Source organism: Nonomuraea basaltis (genome assembly GCF_005893125.1).
GTDB lineage: Bacteria > Actinomycetota > Actinomycetes > Streptosporangiales > Streptosporangiaceae > Nonomuraea > Nonomuraea basaltis.
The window spans coordinates 1-17,069 of the sequence record NZ_VCJS01000256.1 but is presented as its reverse complement, the minus strand read 5'-3'; the positions used below and the strand labels follow the sequence as shown (position 1 = coordinate 17,069).

At 70.7% G+C, this 17,069-nt stretch carries 22 protein-coding genes and 1 riboswitch; of the genes, 12 read left to right on the top strand and 10 right to left on the bottom strand.

What is annotated here, in order from left to right; genetic code table 11:
• Positions 1-219: 219 nt before the first annotated feature.
• Together EJK15_RS58735 and EJK15_RS58730 are read left to right on the top strand one after the other, a co-directional pair.
• Entirely contained in the window at positions 220-1,449 is a 1,230-nt protein-coding gene (locus EJK15_RS58735) for a MurT ligase domain-containing protein (RefSeq protein WP_138719099.1), read from the top strand.
• Entirely contained in the window at positions 1,439-2,152 is a 714-nt protein-coding gene (locus tag EJK15_RS58730) for a type 1 glutamine amidotransferase (RefSeq protein ID WP_138719098.1), read from the top strand. The genes EJK15_RS58735 and EJK15_RS58730 overlap by 11 nt, the downstream gene beginning before the upstream one ends.
• Before the next feature lie 74 nt (positions 2,153-2,226).
• Here EJK15_RS58730 and EJK15_RS58725 read toward each other — a convergent pair whose 3' ends face one another.
• Positions 2,227-2,589, bottom strand: coding sequence for a DsrE family protein (locus EJK15_RS58725; RefSeq protein WP_138719097.1), 363 nt, complete (start codon positions 2,587-2,589; stop codon positions 2,227-2,229).
• A 148-nt stretch (positions 2,590-2,737) separates the two neighbouring features.
• Here EJK15_RS58725 and EJK15_RS58720 point away from each other — a divergent pair, with 148 nt between their 5' ends.
• The 4 genes from EJK15_RS58720 to ygfZ all read left to right on the top strand — a co-directional run bounded on the left by EJK15_RS58720 (position 2,738) and on the right by ygfZ (position 5,264).
• Positions 2,738-3,226, top strand: a complete 489-nt coding sequence (locus EJK15_RS58720; RefSeq protein ID WP_138719096.1) for a heme-binding beta-barrel domain-containing protein — start codon at positions 2,738-2,740, stop codon at positions 3,224-3,226.
• Between the two features lie 6 nt (positions 3,227-3,232).
• Positions 3,233-3,529, top strand: coding sequence for a DUF2470 domain-containing protein (locus tag EJK15_RS58715; protein WP_138719095.1), 297 nt, complete (start codon positions 3,233-3,235; stop codon positions 3,527-3,529).
• A 332-nt stretch (positions 3,530-3,861) separates the two neighbouring features.
• Positions 3,862-4,275 (top strand): Fur family transcriptional regulator, encoded by a 414-nt coding sequence (locus EJK15_RS58710; protein ID WP_138719094.1) that lies wholly within the window; start codon positions 3,862-3,864, stop codon positions 4,273-4,275.
• Positions 4,276-4,325: 50 nt separating this feature from the next.
• A complete protein-coding gene (gene ygfZ, locus EJK15_RS58705; RefSeq protein ID WP_138719093.1) occupies positions 4,326-5,264 on the top strand; it encodes a CAF17-like 4Fe-4S cluster assembly/insertion protein YgfZ in 939 nt (312 codons plus the stop codon).
• Positions 5,265-5,267: 3 nt separating this feature from the next.
• Here ygfZ and dtd read toward each other — a convergent pair whose 3' ends face one another.
• Positions 5,268-5,693, bottom strand: a complete 426-nt coding sequence (gene dtd, locus EJK15_RS58700; protein ID WP_138719092.1) for a D-aminoacyl-tRNA deacylase — start codon at positions 5,691-5,693, stop codon at positions 5,268-5,270.
• Positions 5,694-5,754: 61 nt separating this feature from the next.
• On the opposite strand from dtd, the gene EJK15_RS58695 reads away from it, so the two are divergent.
• Positions 5,755-6,663, top strand: a complete 909-nt coding sequence (locus EJK15_RS58695; RefSeq protein WP_206061884.1) for an asparaginase — start codon at positions 5,755-5,757, stop codon at positions 6,661-6,663.
• Here EJK15_RS58695 and EJK15_RS58690 read toward each other — a convergent pair.
• Together EJK15_RS58690 and EJK15_RS58685 are read right to left on the bottom strand one after the other, a co-directional pair.
• Positions 6,660-8,264 carry a DUF2207 domain-containing protein gene (locus EJK15_RS58690; RefSeq protein ID WP_138719090.1) on the bottom strand — a complete coding sequence of 535 codons (1,605 nt, stop codon included), beginning with the start codon at positions 8,262-8,264 and terminating at the stop codon, positions 6,660-6,662. The genes EJK15_RS58695 and EJK15_RS58690 overlap by 4 nt on opposite strands.
• A gap of 27 nt (positions 8,265-8,291) precedes the next feature.
• Positions 8,292-9,371, bottom strand: coding sequence for an FAD-dependent monooxygenase (locus EJK15_RS58685; protein WP_138719089.1), 1,080 nt, complete (start codon positions 9,369-9,371; stop codon positions 8,292-8,294).
• Between the two features lie 108 nt (positions 9,372-9,479).
• Between EJK15_RS58685 and EJK15_RS58680 the strand changes: the two genes are divergently transcribed.
• A complete protein-coding gene (locus EJK15_RS58680) occupies positions 9,480-10,436 on the top strand; it encodes a TetR/AcrR family transcriptional regulator (RefSeq protein WP_138719088.1) in 957 nt (318 codons plus the stop codon).
• Here the strand turns inward: EJK15_RS58680 and EJK15_RS58675 are convergent.
• From EJK15_RS58675 to EJK15_RS58650, 6 genes are all read right to left on the bottom strand, one after another.
• On the bottom strand, positions 10,433-11,167 hold the full coding sequence (locus EJK15_RS58675) for an alanyl-tRNA editing protein (RefSeq protein ID WP_138719087.1): 735 nt from the start codon (positions 11,165-11,167) through the stop codon (positions 10,433-10,435). The two genes, EJK15_RS58680 and EJK15_RS58675, sit on opposite strands and share 4 nt — an antisense overlap.
• 49 nt (positions 11,168-11,216) lie before the next feature.
• Positions 11,217-11,582, bottom strand: coding sequence for a DUF2516 family protein (locus tag EJK15_RS58670; RefSeq protein ID WP_138719086.1), 366 nt, complete (start codon positions 11,580-11,582; stop codon positions 11,217-11,219).
• 121 nt (positions 11,583-11,703) lie between these two features.
• Complete coding sequence (locus EJK15_RS58665; RefSeq protein ID WP_138719085.1) at positions 11,704-12,120, bottom strand: hypothetical protein; 417 nt, start codon at positions 12,118-12,120, stop codon at positions 11,704-11,706.
• A 3-nt stretch (positions 12,121-12,123) separates the two neighbouring features.
• Positions 12,124-12,672, bottom strand: a complete 549-nt coding sequence (locus tag EJK15_RS58660; protein ID WP_276615555.1) for a helix-turn-helix domain-containing protein — start codon at positions 12,670-12,672, stop codon at positions 12,124-12,126.
• A 3-nt stretch (positions 12,673-12,675) separates the two neighbouring features.
• Positions 12,676-13,581 carry a M56 family metallopeptidase gene (locus EJK15_RS58655; RefSeq protein ID WP_138719084.1) on the bottom strand — a complete coding sequence of 302 codons (906 nt, stop codon included), beginning with the start codon at positions 13,579-13,581 and terminating at the stop codon, positions 12,676-12,678.
• Positions 13,578-13,934, bottom strand: coding sequence for a BlaI/MecI/CopY family transcriptional regulator (locus tag EJK15_RS58650; RefSeq protein WP_138719083.1), 357 nt, complete (start codon positions 13,932-13,934; stop codon positions 13,578-13,580). The genes EJK15_RS58655 and EJK15_RS58650 overlap by 4 nt, the downstream gene beginning before the upstream one ends.
• 106 nt (positions 13,935-14,040) lie before the next feature.
• Positions 14,041-14,189, top strand: a riboswitch (adenosylcobalamin (AdoCbl) riboswitch).
• Position 14,190: 1 nt separating this feature from the next.
• On the opposite strand from EJK15_RS58650, the gene EJK15_RS58645 reads away from it, so the two are divergent.
• From EJK15_RS58645 to EJK15_RS58630, 4 genes are all read left to right on the top strand, one after another.
• Positions 14,191-14,379, top strand: coding sequence for a CbtB domain-containing protein (locus tag EJK15_RS58645; RefSeq protein WP_138719082.1), 189 nt, complete (start codon positions 14,191-14,193; stop codon positions 14,377-14,379).
• Positions 14,380-14,386: 7 nt separating this feature from the next.
• Positions 14,387-15,106: a CbtA family protein gene (locus tag EJK15_RS58640; protein WP_138719081.1), complete on the top strand. Its 720-nt coding sequence runs from the start codon at positions 14,387-14,389 to the stop codon at positions 15,104-15,106.
• A gap of 5 nt (positions 15,107-15,111) precedes the next feature.
• Complete coding sequence (locus EJK15_RS58635; RefSeq protein ID WP_240777892.1) at positions 15,112-15,750, top strand: histidine phosphatase family protein; 639 nt, start codon at positions 15,112-15,114, stop codon at positions 15,748-15,750.
• On the top strand, positions 15,747-17,069 hold a 1,323-nt coding region (locus tag EJK15_RS58630; RefSeq protein WP_171075190.1), incomplete at its 3' end, for a magnesium chelatase ATPase subunit I. The genes EJK15_RS58635 and EJK15_RS58630, both read left to right, overlap by 4 nt.

Below are 17,069 nucleotides of genomic sequence, written 5' to 3'. Positions count from 1 at the left end.
GGTAAGAAGGTTGTAAGGGCCAGCCTGACGCCCGGCCCCAGCCGCGCCTCCGCCCACCGACACGACGCCCGCCCCAGGCGCGCCGCTGTGCCACGCACGCGCTGTGCCGGTGTGCCGCCCACACGCTGCGTCAACCCCTGAGCGCCCGGCGCGATCAACCGGACCGGGTTTGGCGCGCATCTCCTGAGTACGGGCCAACGCCGACTAGGATCCTTGGGCATGACCCAGCTTCCTCTGCGGGCCCAGCTCGCCAGCGCCCTGGGACGCAGTGCCGCCACGCTGTCCCGGATGACCGGGCGCGGCGACGGCTCGGTGATCGGCGGGCGGGTCGGCCTGATGCTCGAGCCCGATCTCCTGCGCAAGCTGGCCAGCGATCGCAAGCTGGCCCTGGTCAGCGCCACCAACGGCAAGACCACGACCACCAGGTTGATCACCTCGGCGCTGCTCGACCTCGGCGAGGTGGCCACGAACGCCTACGGCGCCAACATGCCCGCCGGCCACGTCTCCGCGCTCTCCCAGCACAAGGCCGCCCCGTACGGCGTGCTGGAGGTGGACGAGAAATACCTGCCCGAGGTGCTCGACACCACCGGCGCCGGCGTCGTCTGCCTGATGAACCTCAGCCGCGACCAGATGGACCGGGCCGCCGAGATCTGGCTGCTCGCCCAGAAGTGGCGCAGAGCGCTGTCGGGCAAGCCCACCCATGTCATCGCCAACTGCGATGACCCGCTCGTCACCTGGGGCGCCTCCACGGCGGCCAAGGTCACCTGGGTCGCCGGCGGGCAGCGGTGGAAGGAGGACTCCTGGTGCTGCCCCGAGTGCGGCGGTCCCCTCGACCGCAAGGACGCGTTCTGGGCCTGCCGCGAGTGCACGTTCCACCGGCCTGAGCCGCAGTGGGTGCTGGACGACGACGTGGCGATCGACCCGCGCGGGCAGCGGTGGCTGCTCGACATCCAGCTCCCCGGCCTGGCCAACCGCTCCAACGCGGTGATGGCGCTGGCGGTGTCGGAGGCGTTCGGGGTGCCGGTCGAGCGGGCGCTGCCCCGGCTGCGCGAGGTCACCTCGGTGGCGGGCCGCTACACCACGGTCGAGCGCGACGGCCGCCACGCGCGGCTGCTGCTGGCGAAGAACCCGGCGGGCTGGCTGGAGGCGTTCGACGTCGCCGATCCGCAGCTGCCGATCATCCTCTCGGTCAACGCTCAGGGCCCCGACGGCCGCGACACCTCGTGGCTGTGGGACGTCGACTATCGCATCCTGCGCGGCCGTCCCGTCTTCGTCACCGGCCAACGCCGCCTCGACCTGGCGCTCCGGCTCGACGTGGCCGACGTGCCGTTCACGCTGTGCAGCACGTTCACGGAGGCGCTGGCCATGCAGCCGCCCGGCCGGCTGGACGTGATCGCCAACTACACCGCCTTCCAGCAGATCCGATCGGAGTTCGGCCGTGCCGTCTGACAGCGCCCTTCGCATCGTCTGGATCTATCCCGACCTGCTGAGCACATACGGGGACCAAGGCAACGCCCTGGTCCTCGAGCAGCGGGCACAGCGCCGCGGGATCGAGACGGAGACGATCCACGTGCGCTCGGCCGACGCGGTGCCGGAGAGCGGCGACGTCTACCTCATCGGCGGCGGCGAGGACCGCCCCCAGATCCTGGCCGCCGAGCGGCTGCGCAGGGACGGCGGCCTCCACCGCGCCATCGCCGGCGGGGCCGCCATGCTGGCGGTGTGCGCCGGCTACCAGATCATGGGCAGCACGTTCGGCGGCGAGGAAGGCCAGCCGGTGGACGGGATCGGGCTCCTGGACATCTCCAGTTCCCGCGGCCCGGCCCGGGCGGTGGGGGAGCTGGTGGCCGAGGTGGACGCCGCGCTCAACATGCCCACACTGACCGGGTTCGAGAACCACATGGGTGTCACCCATCTGGGCCCCGGGGTCAAGCCGCTGTCCAAGACGATCAAGGGCGTGGGGAACGGCGACGGCTTCGAAGGCTGCTACGCCGGGCGCGTGGTCGGGACCTACCTCCACGGGCCGGCGCTGGCCCGCAACCCCGCACTGGCCGACTTGCTGCTGTCCTGGCGGGTGGGCGAGCTGGCGCCGCTCGACGACTCCCGCTACGAAGCCCTGCGCCAGGAACGCCTGGCGACCGTCCTGGCGGACTGATCTCCGTCTTGCCCGGCTGACCTCCGCGACGCGGCAGGGGGTCGGGGTCCGCACGCCTCGCGGCGCGCTCTCGGTCAGTAGACGAGGGCCTGGGTGCCCTCGGCGAGCACTTCCTCGACGAACGACGGAGCGCCGGCGATGCGGACGCCGTCGATGAGGTCGTCCACGGTGATGTTCCTGCGGGCCGCGCACTGCGTGCAGAGCGTCACCCGCCCGGCCGTCAGGACGACGTCGAGCAGGTCCGCGAGCGGCGTGGCGTGCGGCAGGCTGAACTCCTTGGCCCGGCCCGGCAGTGCGAACCACGACGACTCGCCGGTCAGCCACAGCGAAACGGGTACGCCACTCGCGAGTGCGGCGGCGGCGACCGTGAACGCCTGGTTGCAGCGCTCTGGGGCGTCGGCCCCCGCGGTCACCTTGATCACCAGTGATCGTGCCATACCGCCACACTAGCTCCCCTGGCCCGCGGATGAGGGGAAGGAGGGCGAGTATGCGGATCGAGGCTGAGCTGGAGGGCACGTGGCTGGAGGTGGAGGCGGTCGCCGAGTCCGGCGCCGTACGGGCCAGGCGCCACTACGCTTGGGGAACATGGAAGAACCTGAGGTGCACCCCGCACTTGAGCCGATCGCGTTCCTGCTCGGCCGGTGGGAGGGCGCGGGCGTGGGCGGCTACCCGACGATCGAGAGCTTCAACTTCGGGCAGGAGATCGAGTTCGGGCACAACGGGAAGCCGTTCCTGACCTATGTGAGCCGCACGTGGCTGCTCGACCAGGAGGGAAATCGGGTCAGGCCGCTGGCCACGGAGTCGGGATACTGGCGGCCGCAGCCGGACCGGCAGATCGAGGTGGTGCTCGCGCATCCGACCGGGATCGTCGAGATCTACATCGGCGAGGTCGTCTTCCACAAGATCGAGTTGCGTACGGACGTCGTCGCGCGCACCACCTCGGCGAAGGAATACACGGCGGGCCACCGGCTGTACGGGCTGGTCAACGGCAACCTCATGTGGGCCTATGAGATGGCGGCCGTCGGCCACCCGCTCACGGACCATATGTCGGCGGAGCTGAAGAAGGTAGCTTGATCCGATATGAGCACGCCTTTCACCGCTGACGCCATCGAGGCGATCAAGCGCCATATGAACGACGACCACGCCGACGACGCGCTGATCATCGTACGGGGGCTCGGCGGGCGCCCCGACGCCACCACGGCCGTGACGAGCGACGTCGACGCCGAGGCGATCGAGTTCACGATCGACGGCGGGGAGCGGGTGCGAGTGCCCTGGGGCGAGACGATCACCGAACGGGCACAGGTGCGCAAGGCCGTGGTGACGCTCTATCGCGACGCGTGCGGCAAGCTCGGCCTGCCGGCCAGAGGTGAGCATTGAAGAGGGCCCCAGGCATCACTCCGCCTGCGATCAAGCGGGCCGGATGGACCATGGTCGGGATTCTGGGATCCCGCCCTCCGGCTGCCAGGGGCCCCGGTAGTTGCCTCGAATTCGCCAACGTCACGAGACGAGACAAGAGTCCGCGGCGTTAGCGGACAACCACCTCGCTAGCCCGACTATGACTATCCATTATTCGGACCACCTCCTTTCCGCGTACCAACGAAGCTATGCGGTCGTCGGCGGCAGGGGCAAGTGAATATCACCGGGCCGTGCGGATGGGCCGCGTTCAGCGGACCACTGCAGGTAGCAGGAACTGCACCTACACTCGGGGCATGACGGAGACGCAGTGGCACGAGGAACTCCGTGCGAAGGGCTACCGGGTCACTCCGCAGCGCCAGCTCGTCCTTGAAGCGGTCAAGGAGCTGGAGCATGCCACGCCCGAGGAGATCTGCGTCAAGGTCCGCGAGACGGCCCGCGGCGTCAACATCTCCACGGTCTACCGCACGCTGGAGTTGCTCGAAGAGCTCGGCATGGTCACCCACACCCATCTGGGGCACGGCGCGCCGACCTACCACCTGGCGGCCGAGGCCGATCACGTGCACCTGGTGTGCCGGGGGTGCGACGAGGTGTTCGAGGTGCGCCCCGAGCTGGCCGAGGGATTGGTCAAGGGGCTCGACGACGAGCTGGGGTTCGTCGCCGACGTCCACCACCTGACCGTCTTCGGGCGTTGCCGTAACTGCCGATAGCCGCCCGGCCGTTTACGGGTGTCCTCGCGGCTGCCGATAGCCTGGGTGGCATGCGTAGCCCTCTGCTCGACCTTCCCGGCGCCGTCGCGGCCGACGGGCCGGACTCAGACGTAGCCGCGCACTACGGCGACCTGTTCGCCGAGCAGCGCGCTCTGACCAAGGGCGAGGCGATCGTCGACCGCAGCAATCGCGAGGTGATCCGGATCTCGGGCGCCGACCGGCTGAAGTGGCTCAACGACCTGACCTCGCAGAAGCTCGACATGCTGAAACCGGGCGAGTGGACGCAGACGCTCGACCTCGACCTTCAGGGTCGCGTGCTGCACCACCTGACGCTGGTCGACGACGGTGAGAGCGTGCTGGCCCATGTGGAGCCGGGCACCGCGCAGAGCCTGATCGACTATCTCGACCGCATGCGGTTCATGCTCCGCGTCGAGGTGTCGCGGGCCGACGACCTGGCCGTGCTGTCCACGGCGACCGAGGACTTCCTGGTGCCGCGCGCGGAGCTGCCCGAGCACTTGGAGCGGCCGATGGCGGGGCTGTGGGCGTACGAGGCGCTGCGGATCGAGGCGCACCGGCCGCGGCTCGGGTTCGAGACCGACCACAAGACGATCCCGCACGAAGTGGGCTGGGTCGGCACGGCCGTGCATCTGAGCAAGGGCTGCTACCGCGGCCAGGAGACGGTGGCCCGGGTGCACAACCTGGGGCATCCGCCGCGCCGCCTGGTGTTCCTGCACCTCGACGGCAGCGTCGACACGCTGCCCGTGCACGGCGCTCCGGTGATCTTCGAGAGCCAGGAGGTCGGCGTGGTCGGCTCGGCCGCCCGGCACCACGAGCTGGGGCCCATCGCGCTGGCGGTGATCAAGCGTACGGTGCCGGTGGACGCGCCGCTGCTGGCCGGGGGCGTCGCGGCGGCCCAGGAGGTCGTGGTGCCGCCGGACGCGGGTCGCAACGTCAGCATCGATCCCTCGCTGCGCCGCCGCCTCCGCTGACCGTCACGTCTCCAGGACGAGGGTGATCGGGCCGTCGTTGACGAGGGAGACCTTCATGTCGGCGCCGAAGACGCCCGTCTCCACGTGGGCGCCCAGCGCGCGCAGCTCCTCGACCACGGCCCCCACCAGCGGCTCGGCGACCGGTCCTGGGGCGGCCGCCTGCCAGGTGGGCCGCCTGCCCTTGCGCGCGTCGCCGTAGAGGGTGAACTGGCTGATCACCAGGAGCGGCGCGGACACGTCCGAGCACGACTTCTCGCCGTGCAGGATGCGCAGGCCCCAGAGCTTGGCGGCGAGCCTGGCGGCCTCCGCGCGCGTATCCGTGTGCGTGACGCCCACCAGGACGAGCAGGCCGGGCTCTGTGACCGCTCCGACGGTACGCCCCTCGACCTCGACGGAGGCTGAACTCACTCGCTGCACCACTGCTCGCATGGGATCCCATTCTGGGCCAGGAAAAACCCTTCGTAGACTCATGCCGGAAAGGGGTGGCGAAATGTCGCTGATTGTGGAAGTCGTCCGGTCCGGGTTCGTGGAGTCCACGCATCAGGCACGCATGCTGACCGTGGACGCGGAAGGACGCCCGGTCGAGGCGCGGGGCGCGGTGCACGTACCGGCGTCGCCACGGTCGTCGATGAAGCCGCTCCAGGCGCTCGGCATGCTGCGCAGCGGGCTGCGGCTGGAGGGCGAGTTGCTCGCGCTGGCCTGCGCCTCGCACTCGGGGGAGCCGTTCCACGTGGACGGGGTCAGGAAGATCCTGGCGGGGGCGGGGCTGGAGGAATCGGCGCTGCTGTGCCCCGAGGACTACCCGTTCGACCGGGCGGCGACCGAGCGCGGGCGCGTCTACATGAACTGCTCCGGCAAGCACGCCGCCATGCTGGCCACCTGCGTGCTGAACGACTGGCAGCTGGACACGTACCTGGAGCCGATGCACCCGCTGCAGCGCGCGATCAGGGAGACGGTGGAGGACCTGACGGGGGAGCGGGTGGCGGCCTCCGGCGTGGACGGGTGCGGGGCGCCGCTGTTCTTCGTGTCGATGCTGGGCGTGACCAAGGGGTTCAGGGCGTTCCCGATGTCGTCGCCGGACTCGTACGAGCGCAAGATCTTCGACGCCATGAGCACCTACCCCGAGTGGACGTCGGGCACCGACCGCCCCGAGGCCGCGCTCATGCGGGCGCTGCCGGGGCTGATGCTGAAGGCGGGGGCGGAGGCGTTCGACGCGTTCGTGTTCGAGGACGGGCGCGCAGGGACCGTCAAGATCGAGGACGGGTCGCAGCGCGCCCGCGTGGCGGTCACGGTGGCGGCGCTGCGCTCCCTCGGGCTGGACGCCCCTGAGCTGGCCGAGCTGGCCAGCCCGCCGGTGCTCGGCGGGGGCCGCCCGGTCGGGGAGCTGAGAATCCGCTAAAGCGTGCGGAACTGGCGGGTCGCGGAGATGGCGCCCGAGGTCGTGGTCGTGAACGTGCGCATCGAGCCGGCGAACTTGGACAGGTCCCACTCCGCGGGCCCGTGGTACCAGTAGAGGTTGTCGCTCTGGCTGCCGTTGCCGGTGACCGAGGCCACCACGCGCGACCAGTGCTCCACCCCATCGAAGATCACGGCGTACGGCAGGTAGCGCGAGAACAGCTCCACCCGGTGCTGCTCGGGCACGTTGCCCAGCTCGCCGGAGAACAGGTACTGGCGGAAGCCCATCGTATGCGCCAGCGCGGCCGAGCCCTTGGCGGTCTTGGCCGGCATGTACTGGCCGCCGACGGCCAGGGCGGCGCCCGCGATGATCAGGGCAAGCCCGAGCAGCCCGTACGTGGTGAACCAGGCCAGCGCCACCGTGGCCAGCAGTCCTGTGCCGATCAGCACCACGCCGATCGTGGTCCACCTGGTGCGCTCGGTGTCCGGGCGGCGGGCGAACCAGCCCTGCTTGACCACATCGGCGTACAACGCGTCGCGGACCTTGCCCAGGTGGGCCGCGAAGGAGCCGGACATCTGCGACAGCAGCACAGTGTCCCGGCCGTCGAAGATGGCCTCGAAGAGGGCGCGCTCGTACGGCAGGAGCGCGTCGACGGGCGCGTTCCGCCTGACCAGCATCCAGTCGGGTGCGTCGTAGGTCTGGCGGGGCTGCTCGTCGATCCGCAGGTAGCCGCGTACCGCGAGGTCGATGATCGTGGCGGTCACATCGACCACGTCGGCCTGCTCGTCCACGAGCGTGCCGATCTGGCCGGGGCGCACGCCGTCGGGCGGGGAGAAGTGGCCGTTCTGGACGGGATCGACGGCGCCCTTCTCGTGGTCGGCGACCCGCGCGTCGCGGCCCCGCGTCCAGTAGAGCAGGACGACGCCGCCGAGCAGCAGCACCAGCAGGCCGGCCAGGGCGCCGCCGGTGATGGTGTCGAGGGTGAACGCGGCCGCCAGCGAGAAGCGCTTCTCCAGGATGGGGGCGCCGCCGCTGGAGCCCTCCGGGTAGCCGACGACGACGGTCAGGGCCTGGCTGGGCGCGAGGTTCTGCTGCTCGAAGTCGGCCTGGGTGGCGCTGTGGTCCATGGAGGCCGCCGTGCAGCCGATGGCCGAGGTCAGCTCGCCGGCGAAGCAGGACAGGTTCTGCACCTGGCCGGGGCCGTTCACCCGTACCGTGGCCTTGGTGACCTGCTGGTTCCAGCCGTTCACCGCGAACCAGCGCAGCTCCTCGACCCCGCCCGAGGTCGTCACCGTCCCCTTGACGTCGTACTCGACGGTCTGGCCCGTCACAGTGAGCACGTCGCCTTCGAGGGTGCCGCCCTTGACGTTCGAGATCTGGTAGACGCGGTCGTTGCCGTCGTCGTACCGCGTCCTGGTGATGAACGTCCGCTTGAGTCCCCCCGACGCCCCGGTGATCTTCTCGACCACGTGCAGGGTGCCGTCCTTGCCCAGGGTCATCGTCACCTCGTCCGTGATCCCGGCCTCCGCTGCCATCGCGGGGGCGGCGGTCAACGCCAGAGCGGTGGCTCCGAGGGCGGCGATCGTGAGTCGGATACCCGTCATGGCGGCAAATCGTATCGGTTCGTACCGTCAATCCAGCGTGATGCCGGTTGCGGCCCGCTGAACGCTCTCCGGCGCGGCGCCCTGGCCGGGGTTCTCGAGCGCGAGCGCCTGGTTTGCCGCGACGAACGGGCGCATGCGCTCCTCGTAGCGGTCGAACGCCGCGGCCGGGTCCGCGCCGAGCTCCTGTGCCAGCACGTACGCCCCCACCATGGCCAGGCTCGTGCCCTGCCCCGACAGCGGCGTGGCGCAGTAGCCCGCATCACCGATCAGCGCCACCCGGCCGGTCGACCAGCGCTCCATCCTCACCTGGGCCATGGCGTCGAAGTAGAAGTCGTCGGCCTTCCACATGGCGTCCAGCAGCCTCGGGACCTCCCAGCGCAGTCCCGAGCAGTGCTCCTGGACGAGGCGCTTCTGCTGGTCGATGTCGCGGTAGTCGTAGTCGATCGGGCCTGCCTCGAAGCCCAGGTTGACCCGCATCACGCTGGTGTCCCTGTCGCTGAAGACGGCCCCTCCCCCGATGCCCTCGCGGAACCACGTCTGCCAGTGGTCCAGGCCGAGGAAGTTGCCGGTGGTGTAGATGGAGACGTACATGCCGAGGTGGTGCAGGAATTGCGACTCCTCGCCGAAGGCGAGCCTGCGCACGTTGGAGTGCAGCCCGTCGGCGCCGATGACATAGTCGTAGCGGCCCTGCCTGCCGCTCTCGAACGTCACCTCCCCGTCCTCCGTGAGAGCGGCGATCGAGTCGCCGTAGAGGTAGCCGGCGTCCGAGGCCGAGGTGAGGATCGCGACCAGGTCGTCGCGCATGATCTCCACGTCCGGGCTGTCGAAACGGCCGCCGCTGAGCGTCTCCTCGGTGCTGCGCATGATCTCGTTGCCGTCGCCGTCCACCATCGACATGCCGCGCATGGTCGTCTTCATGGTCCTGATCTGCTCGAGGACACCCATCTTCGCGGCCACGGTCAACGCGGCTCCTCTGATGTCGATCGCCTGGCCACCCTTGCGGGGGGCGGGGGCGCGCTCGACGACCGTCACCTCGAAGCCGTGCTGCCGCAGCCAGTAGGCCAGGACGGGGCCGCCTACGCTCGCGCCGGAAATGAGGACCTTCATGATGTGCTCCCTGTGCTGTTGACGCTGTATGCGATGTGAATGTACGACGTACATACAGCTCGTCACAAGGGTATGCTGGCAGGATCTGTACTAGTACAGGAGGGTTCGATGGGTGCTCCGCCCTACGCGCGCATAGTGGCCGACATCAAGCGGCGCATCGCGGACGGCAAGCTGCGTCCGGGGGAGCGGGTGCCGTCCACCAGACAGCTCGCCAGGGACTGGGGCGTCGCGCTGGCCACCGCCGCCAAGGCGCTCACGCTGCTGGCCCAGGAAGGGGTGGTGGTCGCGGAGCCGCGCGTGGGCACGGTCGTGGCGGAGCTGCGCGGTGGTAGGGGGGCGGAGCCGCGCGGTGGGAGAGGGGCGCAATCGGGTGGTACGGCGCGGCGATCCTCGCTGCCCGAGCATGAACTGGCCCGCGAGCGCATCGTGCGGGCGGCCATCGAGATCGCGGACGCCGAAGGGCTGGCCGAGCTGACCATGCGCGCCCTCGCGGTCCGGCTCGGCATGGCGACCATGTCTCTCTACCGCCACGTGGGCGGCAAGGAGGACTTGGTGCTGCTGATGTTCGACGCGGCGATCGAGGATTTCCCGCTGCCCGCGGAGCCTCCCGCCGGCTGGCGGGCGGTGCTGGAGACGTCCGCACGCCTGCAGTGGGCCGCCTACCGCCGGCATCCGTGGATGGCCGGGATCACTCCGCTGTCCAGGCCGCTGCCCTCGGCGGGGCTGCTCAAGCACTCGGAGTGGGTCATGGCAGCGCTGGCGGGCACTCGGCTGGACGCCACGGCCAAGATGAACCTGCAAATCCTGGTCTACAGCTACGTGCAGGGCATAGCCGCCAACATCGAGCTGGAGCGGCGGGCCCGTGCCGCCACGGGCCTCACCGACGAGGAGTGGCTGAGCGTGCAGGGGGGCCGCATGCGGGCGATCACCGAGTCGGGGCGCTATCCCGCCTTCGCGGAGTTCCTGGCCGAGCTGGGCGACTTCGACCTCGACCTGGACCGGCTCTTCGAGTTCGGGCTGAGGCCGCTGCTGGACGGGCTCGCCGCGATCGTGGAGGGACGCTAGTCGGAGATCTGGATGCGCAGGCGGCGGAAGCCGCGCCCCTTGCTCTCGATCTTGGCCACCTTGATGTGGCCGATCTGCTTGGTGGAGGCCACGTGGGTGCCGCCGTCCGCCTGCGTGTCGAGGCCGACGATGTCGATGATGCGCACGTCCTGGACGGTCTCCGGCACCAGGTTCGTGGCGGTGCGGATGATGCCGGGGATGGCGAAGGCCTCCGGGCGGGGCAGCACCTTCACGTCGATGCGCCGGTCGGCGACGATCTCGGCGTTGCAGGCCTCCTCGACGGCCTCCTTGAACCCCGGAGGCACCTCGGGCAGGTTGAAGTCCATCCGCGCGGTGAGCTCGTCCATGTTGCCGCCCGTGACGAGGCAGCCGTAGTCCCGGAACACCACCCCGCACAGCACGTGCAGGCCGGAGTGCGTACGCATGAGGGCCGAGCGGCGCTCGTCGGCCACCGCCCCCCGGACCACGGTGCCCACGGGCGGGACCGGGTCGCCCTCGGCCGGGATCAGGTAGAGATCGTCGCCCTTGCGGACCCCGGCGATGTGGGTCTCCACGCCCTGCCAGATCAGCACCCCATGGTCCGCCGGCTGGCCGCCGCCGCCCGGATAGAACGCCGACTTGTTCAGCACGATCCCCTCGGGCGTGGCGTCCAGCACGACGGCCTCGAAATCCCGGAGGTTCTGGTCCGACAGTTCCAAGCGTTGCGTGCGTCCGTGGAGGTCGTGAGTCATATCGTCAGCCTAGTACTCCCAGGCGGATCGCCCCCTTCGCGCGGCGGGTCTACCAGCCGCCGTACGGACCGCCGCCGCCCCGGCCGTCCATGCCCTTGACGGCGGGTTTGACGTCGACGATGTAGATGGTGGCGGCGATGACGGCCGCGATCGAGAACAGCCCGAGGCCGATGCCGATGAACTCGGCGGCGCCGACGATCATGAAGGCGTTGAAGTAGGTCCACGCCCCCGCGCCCGAGAACAGCGTGGCCAGCCCCAGGATGAGCAGCCAGAGGGGTTTTTGCAGCTTGCCCGCCGAGACGAATGCGTTGGCCGGCACCCGGAGCGCGTGTACGCCCGCGTAGACCGACATGCCGAAGATGATGGCGGCGAGCACCAGGAAGAGGAGGTTGAAGACTCCGTTGATCAAATTCATGTTGTTGGCTCCGCCCAACGCCGCGATGAAATCGGCCCCAGCCTAATAGGCGCCCCCGACAGCCGGGCACCCCAAGAGGAAAAGGCCCGTCTCCCGACGGGAGACGAGCCCTTCCGTAATGTCAGGCCTTGGCCTTGGTGGTGCGGGTCGTGCGGGTCCGCTTGACCGGCTCGGCGACGGGCGGCTCGGCGGCCTCCGACACCTCTTCCAGCTCGAGCGCGGCCTCGCCCGAGGCCTGGCTGACGACCTTGCGGCCGCGCGTGGCGAAGTCCTCGTAGACCTCGGTGGCCTTGTGGGTCAGCTGGCCGGCGTACTCGCGGGCCTTCTCGGGGAACTCCCTGGCCAGGCCCTCGGCCTTGTCGGCGTAGACGCGGGCCTTCTCCGGCAGTTCCCGGGTGAGCTCGTAGCGGCGCGACTGGAGCTTCTGCAGCTGCTCGGGCAGCTCACGAAGCTTCTCGACGGCGTAGTCGCCCACACCCGCGACCGCGTAGAACGGCTTGGAATCGGTGAGCTTCTTGACCTCGGTGGCGAGCGTCATGGGTTAACCTTCCTTGGTTTCCTGGGTGACGTTGCCGTTGCTTGAGGTCGCCGCATAGGGCTCAAGAGCGGCGAGAAACTCCTCGGGCAGCGGCTCGTCGTCCGATTCGGAGTCGTGCTGAGGGCGGGCGTTCTGGGAGGTCTGCTCGTCCTCGGCGCGCTTCTCCTTGCGGAACGACTCATAGATATCGATCAGCACCTGGCGTTGCCGCTCGGTGAGATGCGTGTCGGCCCTGATCACAGTGATCACGTCGCTCGGCGGTTCGCGGTCCTCGATGAGGCCCGCCTGCACATAGAGCGCCTGCGAGGAGATGCGCAGACCCTTGGCGATCTGGTTGAGAATCTCCGCGCTCGGCTTGCGCAGCCCGCGCTCGATCTGGCTGAGGTAAGGGTTGGAGACCCCTGCCGCCGCCGCGAGCTGGCGCAGCGAGATCTTCGCCTGCTGCCGCTGCTCGCGGATGTATTCACCGATCGAGCCGACTTTGGGTAGTGCCATGCCTGTAGTCTGCCTCGCGCTGCTTGCAATTGCAAGCGCCGTGGTTAACTCCAGCAAGCGTTAGAGCTGGATAACCCACAGGAAGGGCGCGGTGGTGACCAATGTCACAGAGAGTGCGGCGTATCCGTAGCGCACCGGCGTGGCCAGCTCGGGACCCGGCTTGACCAGGCGATCGACCCTCGCCATGACGTTCTGGGCGTGCACGCCCAGCATGCCGTTGGGCGTCGGCATGGCGCCGGCCGTGCCGAACCTGAGCAGCGCCGTGGCCAGGCGGCGCGGCGAGCAGTAGCGCCGGGCGCGGTCGTCGGCGGCCATCTCGATGAGCAGCTCCACCTGCGCCTGAGCGTCGGCCACGACCTTCGACCAGGGCAGCGCCCGGCGCAGCGCGGCGAACGGCAGCAGGACCAGGTCATGGCGCTCGCGTACGTGCGCCGCCTCGTGCGCGAGCACGGCCGCCAGCTCGTCGCGCGACAGCAGCCTGAGCGCGCCCTCGCTGACCACGACCTGCGAGCGCAGGCCGGGCACGCAGTATGCCGCCGCGCCCGGGTGGTCGAGCACCCGCACGCCCGGCATGCCCGGGTCGTCGTGGGCGATCAGCGTGAGCAGCATCCGGTGCCGCCTGCGCGCCCGCAGCGCCTGCACGCCGGCCGTGACCAGCACCACGACCAGCACGGCGAGCGCCGTGATGCCCGCGATCATGGCCAGCACGTGCAGCGCGTCCCAGGGCTCGCGCGGTGTCCGGCCGCTCACGAACGCGATGAGCCCCTGCAGCACGCCCACTTCGTAGGGCTGGACCGCGTACGCCAGCATGGCGCCGGTCGTGGCCAGCCCCCAGGCGACGCCGAGGGACTGCCAGAGGATGATGGCCAGCCGGGGCGCGCGCGAGGTCCACCGGGCAGTCGTGAAACGCCAGGAGCCAACCGCGCACGCCGTGGCGAGCGCTGCCAGCGCCGCTGCCGTGATCACTCGTCCTCCAGCTCCGTAAGGGCTCTGCGCAGGATCTCCGCCTCCGGGCCCGACACGGCCTGGGCGAAGCGGGTGAGGGCGGCCGACCGGTCGCCCGTCAAGTCCAAGGCCTCAAGCATAAGCTCAGCGATGTACGCGTCGCGGCTTTCCGCGGGCTCATATCTCCACGCGCGGCCGTCGCGGGTCCGCTGCAGGAATCCCTTGCGGGTGAGCCGGTCGAGGACGGTCATCACCGTGGTGGGGGCGAGATCGCGGTCGGCGATGAGCCTCCCGACCTCGCGGGCGGTCAACGCGGTGCTCTCCGCCCAGAGGATGTCCATGATGCTGCGCTCAAGCTCGCCAAGACCCTTCACGCCCTTCAGGGTAGCTCTACAACCTGTCGAGCTGGCAGATGGGTGCTCGATTCTCGGAGGGTGTGGCCATAGTCACGTCATTGACGCGAACGGGAGAAAAGGATACGTTCCGGGAGATTTCACGGTTGTCCAAGGGAAATCCGGTGAGATGCCGGTGCGGACGCGCCACTGTATCCGGGACGTAGATCCCGGGAGCCAGGTCGCTTGGCGACCGTGACCTCACCTGTCGGGACGCGTCATCCCAGAGGAGGCCTTTATGAGTGGCCTGTCCGCTCCATCCACCATCTCTCTCCCCCGCCTGCGGCTGTGGTTCCTGGCCGTGCCGGTGCTGCTGCTGATCGCCTACCTGGTGCTGATGGACAACGGGGCCATCTCACAGACGGGGGCCTACCTGCACGAACTGATGCACGACGGGCGGCACCTGCTCGGCGTGCCCTGTCATTAGGCACGGCATGGTACGCACCCTGCTGGTCAGGGGGCTGCTCCTGGGCCTGCTGGCCGGATTGATCGCGGGCGGCTTCGCCTTCGCCTTCGGGGAGCCGCGGCTGGACGGCGCGATCGCGCTGGAGCACGCCGCCGACGGCCATGGCCACGGCGAGGAGGCGCTGGTCTCCCGGCCCGTGCAGAAGGCCGGGCTGTTCCTGGCCACCGGCCTGTACGGGCTGGCCGTGGGCGGCGTCTTCGCACTCGTGTACGCGGGCCTGCGCGGGCGGGTCGGTCCCCGGTCGGAGGGCGGGCTGGCGCTCGCCGCCGCGGGGACGGCCTTCGCGGCGGTCATCCTCGTACCGTTCCTGAAATATCCCGCCAACCCGCCGGCCGTGGGAGACCCCGAGACCATCAACGGCCGGACCCTCCTGTACGTCGTGATGATCGCCGTCGGCCTGGCCGCGACGGCGATCGCCGTGGCGACGGCGCGTCGCGTCTCCGGAGGGCCGTGGGCCAGGTGGAGCGCGGCCGTCGCCGCCTTCCTCGTACCGGTGGCCGCCGCGTGGTTGCTGCTGCCGCCGATCGACGAGGTGCCCGACGGGTTCCCCGCCACGCTGCTGTGGGAGTTCAGGCTCGCCTCGCTCGGCACGCAACTGGTCTTCTGGACGGTCTTCGGCGTGCTGTTCGGCTGGGTGAGCGACCGGGCGGCGGCGCGCCGGTCAGCCTCGCCGGTCTCGACGAGTTGAGTGGGGTGCTGTTCGTCCGGCACGCCACCACGCCGGGAATGCGCGCCGCCTGCTTTCCCGCCGACGAGGACGCCGACGCGGCGAGCCTCGCCAGGGCCGCCGCCGCTCTGGGGCCGATGATGGCGGGCGCGACGGCGTGGGCCGCTCCCACGGCCGCCGCCCGGCAGACCGCCGCCGCCGTGGGGCTGGAGGCCCGTGTGACCCCGGCCCTCGCGGAGGCGGACTGCGGCCGGTGGCGGGGCCTCCCGTACGCGCGGGTGGCGCGGGAGGAGCCGGACGCGCTGGCGAGCTGGCTGACCGACCCGCACGCGGCACCGCACGGCGGCGAGAGCCCGGCCGAGCTGGCGGCGCGGGTGGCGGGCTGGCTCGACACGGTACGCGCCTTGACCCCCGCCTCGGCCGGCGCTTCTGCAGGTGCCTCAGTACGCACCCCGGGACGTGCGGAGCCCGACGCGGCACGCGCGGAGCTCCACGTGGTGGTCTTCTGTGACGCGGGTGCCATCCGGGCGGCGCTCGGGCACGCGCTGGGGCTGGACCCGCCGCGCACCGCCCGTTTCGATCTCGCGCCGCTGTCCCTCACCGAGCTGACCGCCACGCGAGCCGGCTGGCGGGTCGGCCACGTCAACCGGAAGGTCCTGTCTTGATCGTCACGTATCCGTTCAGCGCCGTCGTCGGGCTCGACGACCTGAAGCTGGCACTGGTGCTCAACGCGGTCTCGCCGCGGGTGGGCGGCGTGCTGGTCCGCGGTGAGAAGGGCACCGCCAAGTCGACCATCGTGCGCGCTCTGGCCGCCCAGCTGCCCGCCGTGACCGTGGTGCCCGGCTGCCGCTTCGCCTGCGATCCCGCCGCCCCGGACGCGGAGTGCCCGGACGGCCCGCACGAGCCGGGCGGGCAGGGGTTCGACCGCCCGGCCGCGCTGGTGGAGCTGCCGGTCGGTGCGTCGGAGGACCGCCTGGTCGGCTCGCTGGACGTGGAGCGGGCGCTGACGGAGGGCGTGAAGGCGTTCGAGCCCGGACTGCTGGCCGCCGCGCATCGCGGCGTGCTGTACGTCGACGAGGTGAACCTGCTCCACGACCACCTCGTCGACCTGCTCCTCGACGCGGCGGCCATGGGCACGTGCTATGTGGAGCGCGAGTCCGTGTCCGTACGGCACGCCGCCAGGTTCCTGCTGGTCGGGACCATGAACCCGGAGGAGGGCGAGCTGCGGCCGCAGCTGCTGGACAGGTTCGGGCTGACGGTCGAGGTGAAGGCGTCCAGGGATCCCGGGGAGCGCGCGGAGGTGGTCCGGCGGCGGCTCGCCTTCGACGCCGGCCCCGAGGCGTTCGCGGCCCGGTGGAAGGCCGAGGAATCGGCGCTGGCGGCCAGGATCGCCCAGGCCAGGGTCCGGGTGCCGGGCGTGCGGCTGCCGGATGCGCGGCTGCGGCAGATCGCGACGGTGTGCGCCGCGTTCGGGGTCGACGGGCTGCGGGCCGACCTGGTCACGGCGAACGCCGCCATCGCCCACGCGGCCTGGCAGGGGCGGGACGCCGTGACGACCGAGGACGTTCGGGCCGCCGCGCGGCTGTCGCTGCCGCATCGGCGGCGGCGCGATCCGTTCGACGCGCCGGGGCTGGACGAGTCCCTGCTCGACGAGCTGCTGGCGGGCACGTCGGGGGAGGAGGGCCCGGACGATCCCGACGGCGGGGGTTCCGGGCCTGGCGAGGACGGCTCCCCGGGTGGTGCGCCGACGGGCCGGGACGGCGAGGCGTCGGCGGAGGAACAGCCGTCCGGCCCATCGGAGGCTGACCCCTCGGGGGCCGGTCCTTCGCCCTCCGGGTCTTCGGAAGGCGGCGGGCGGGCATCGGACGGCACGGTGTCGGAATGGCCGGGACGGGGCGCCGAGGGCGGATCGGATGCCGGAGGGTCTGGTGAAGGGGCGGGGCGCGAGCCTGGCGGGCGGGTGGCCACCCCGGCCACCCGCCCG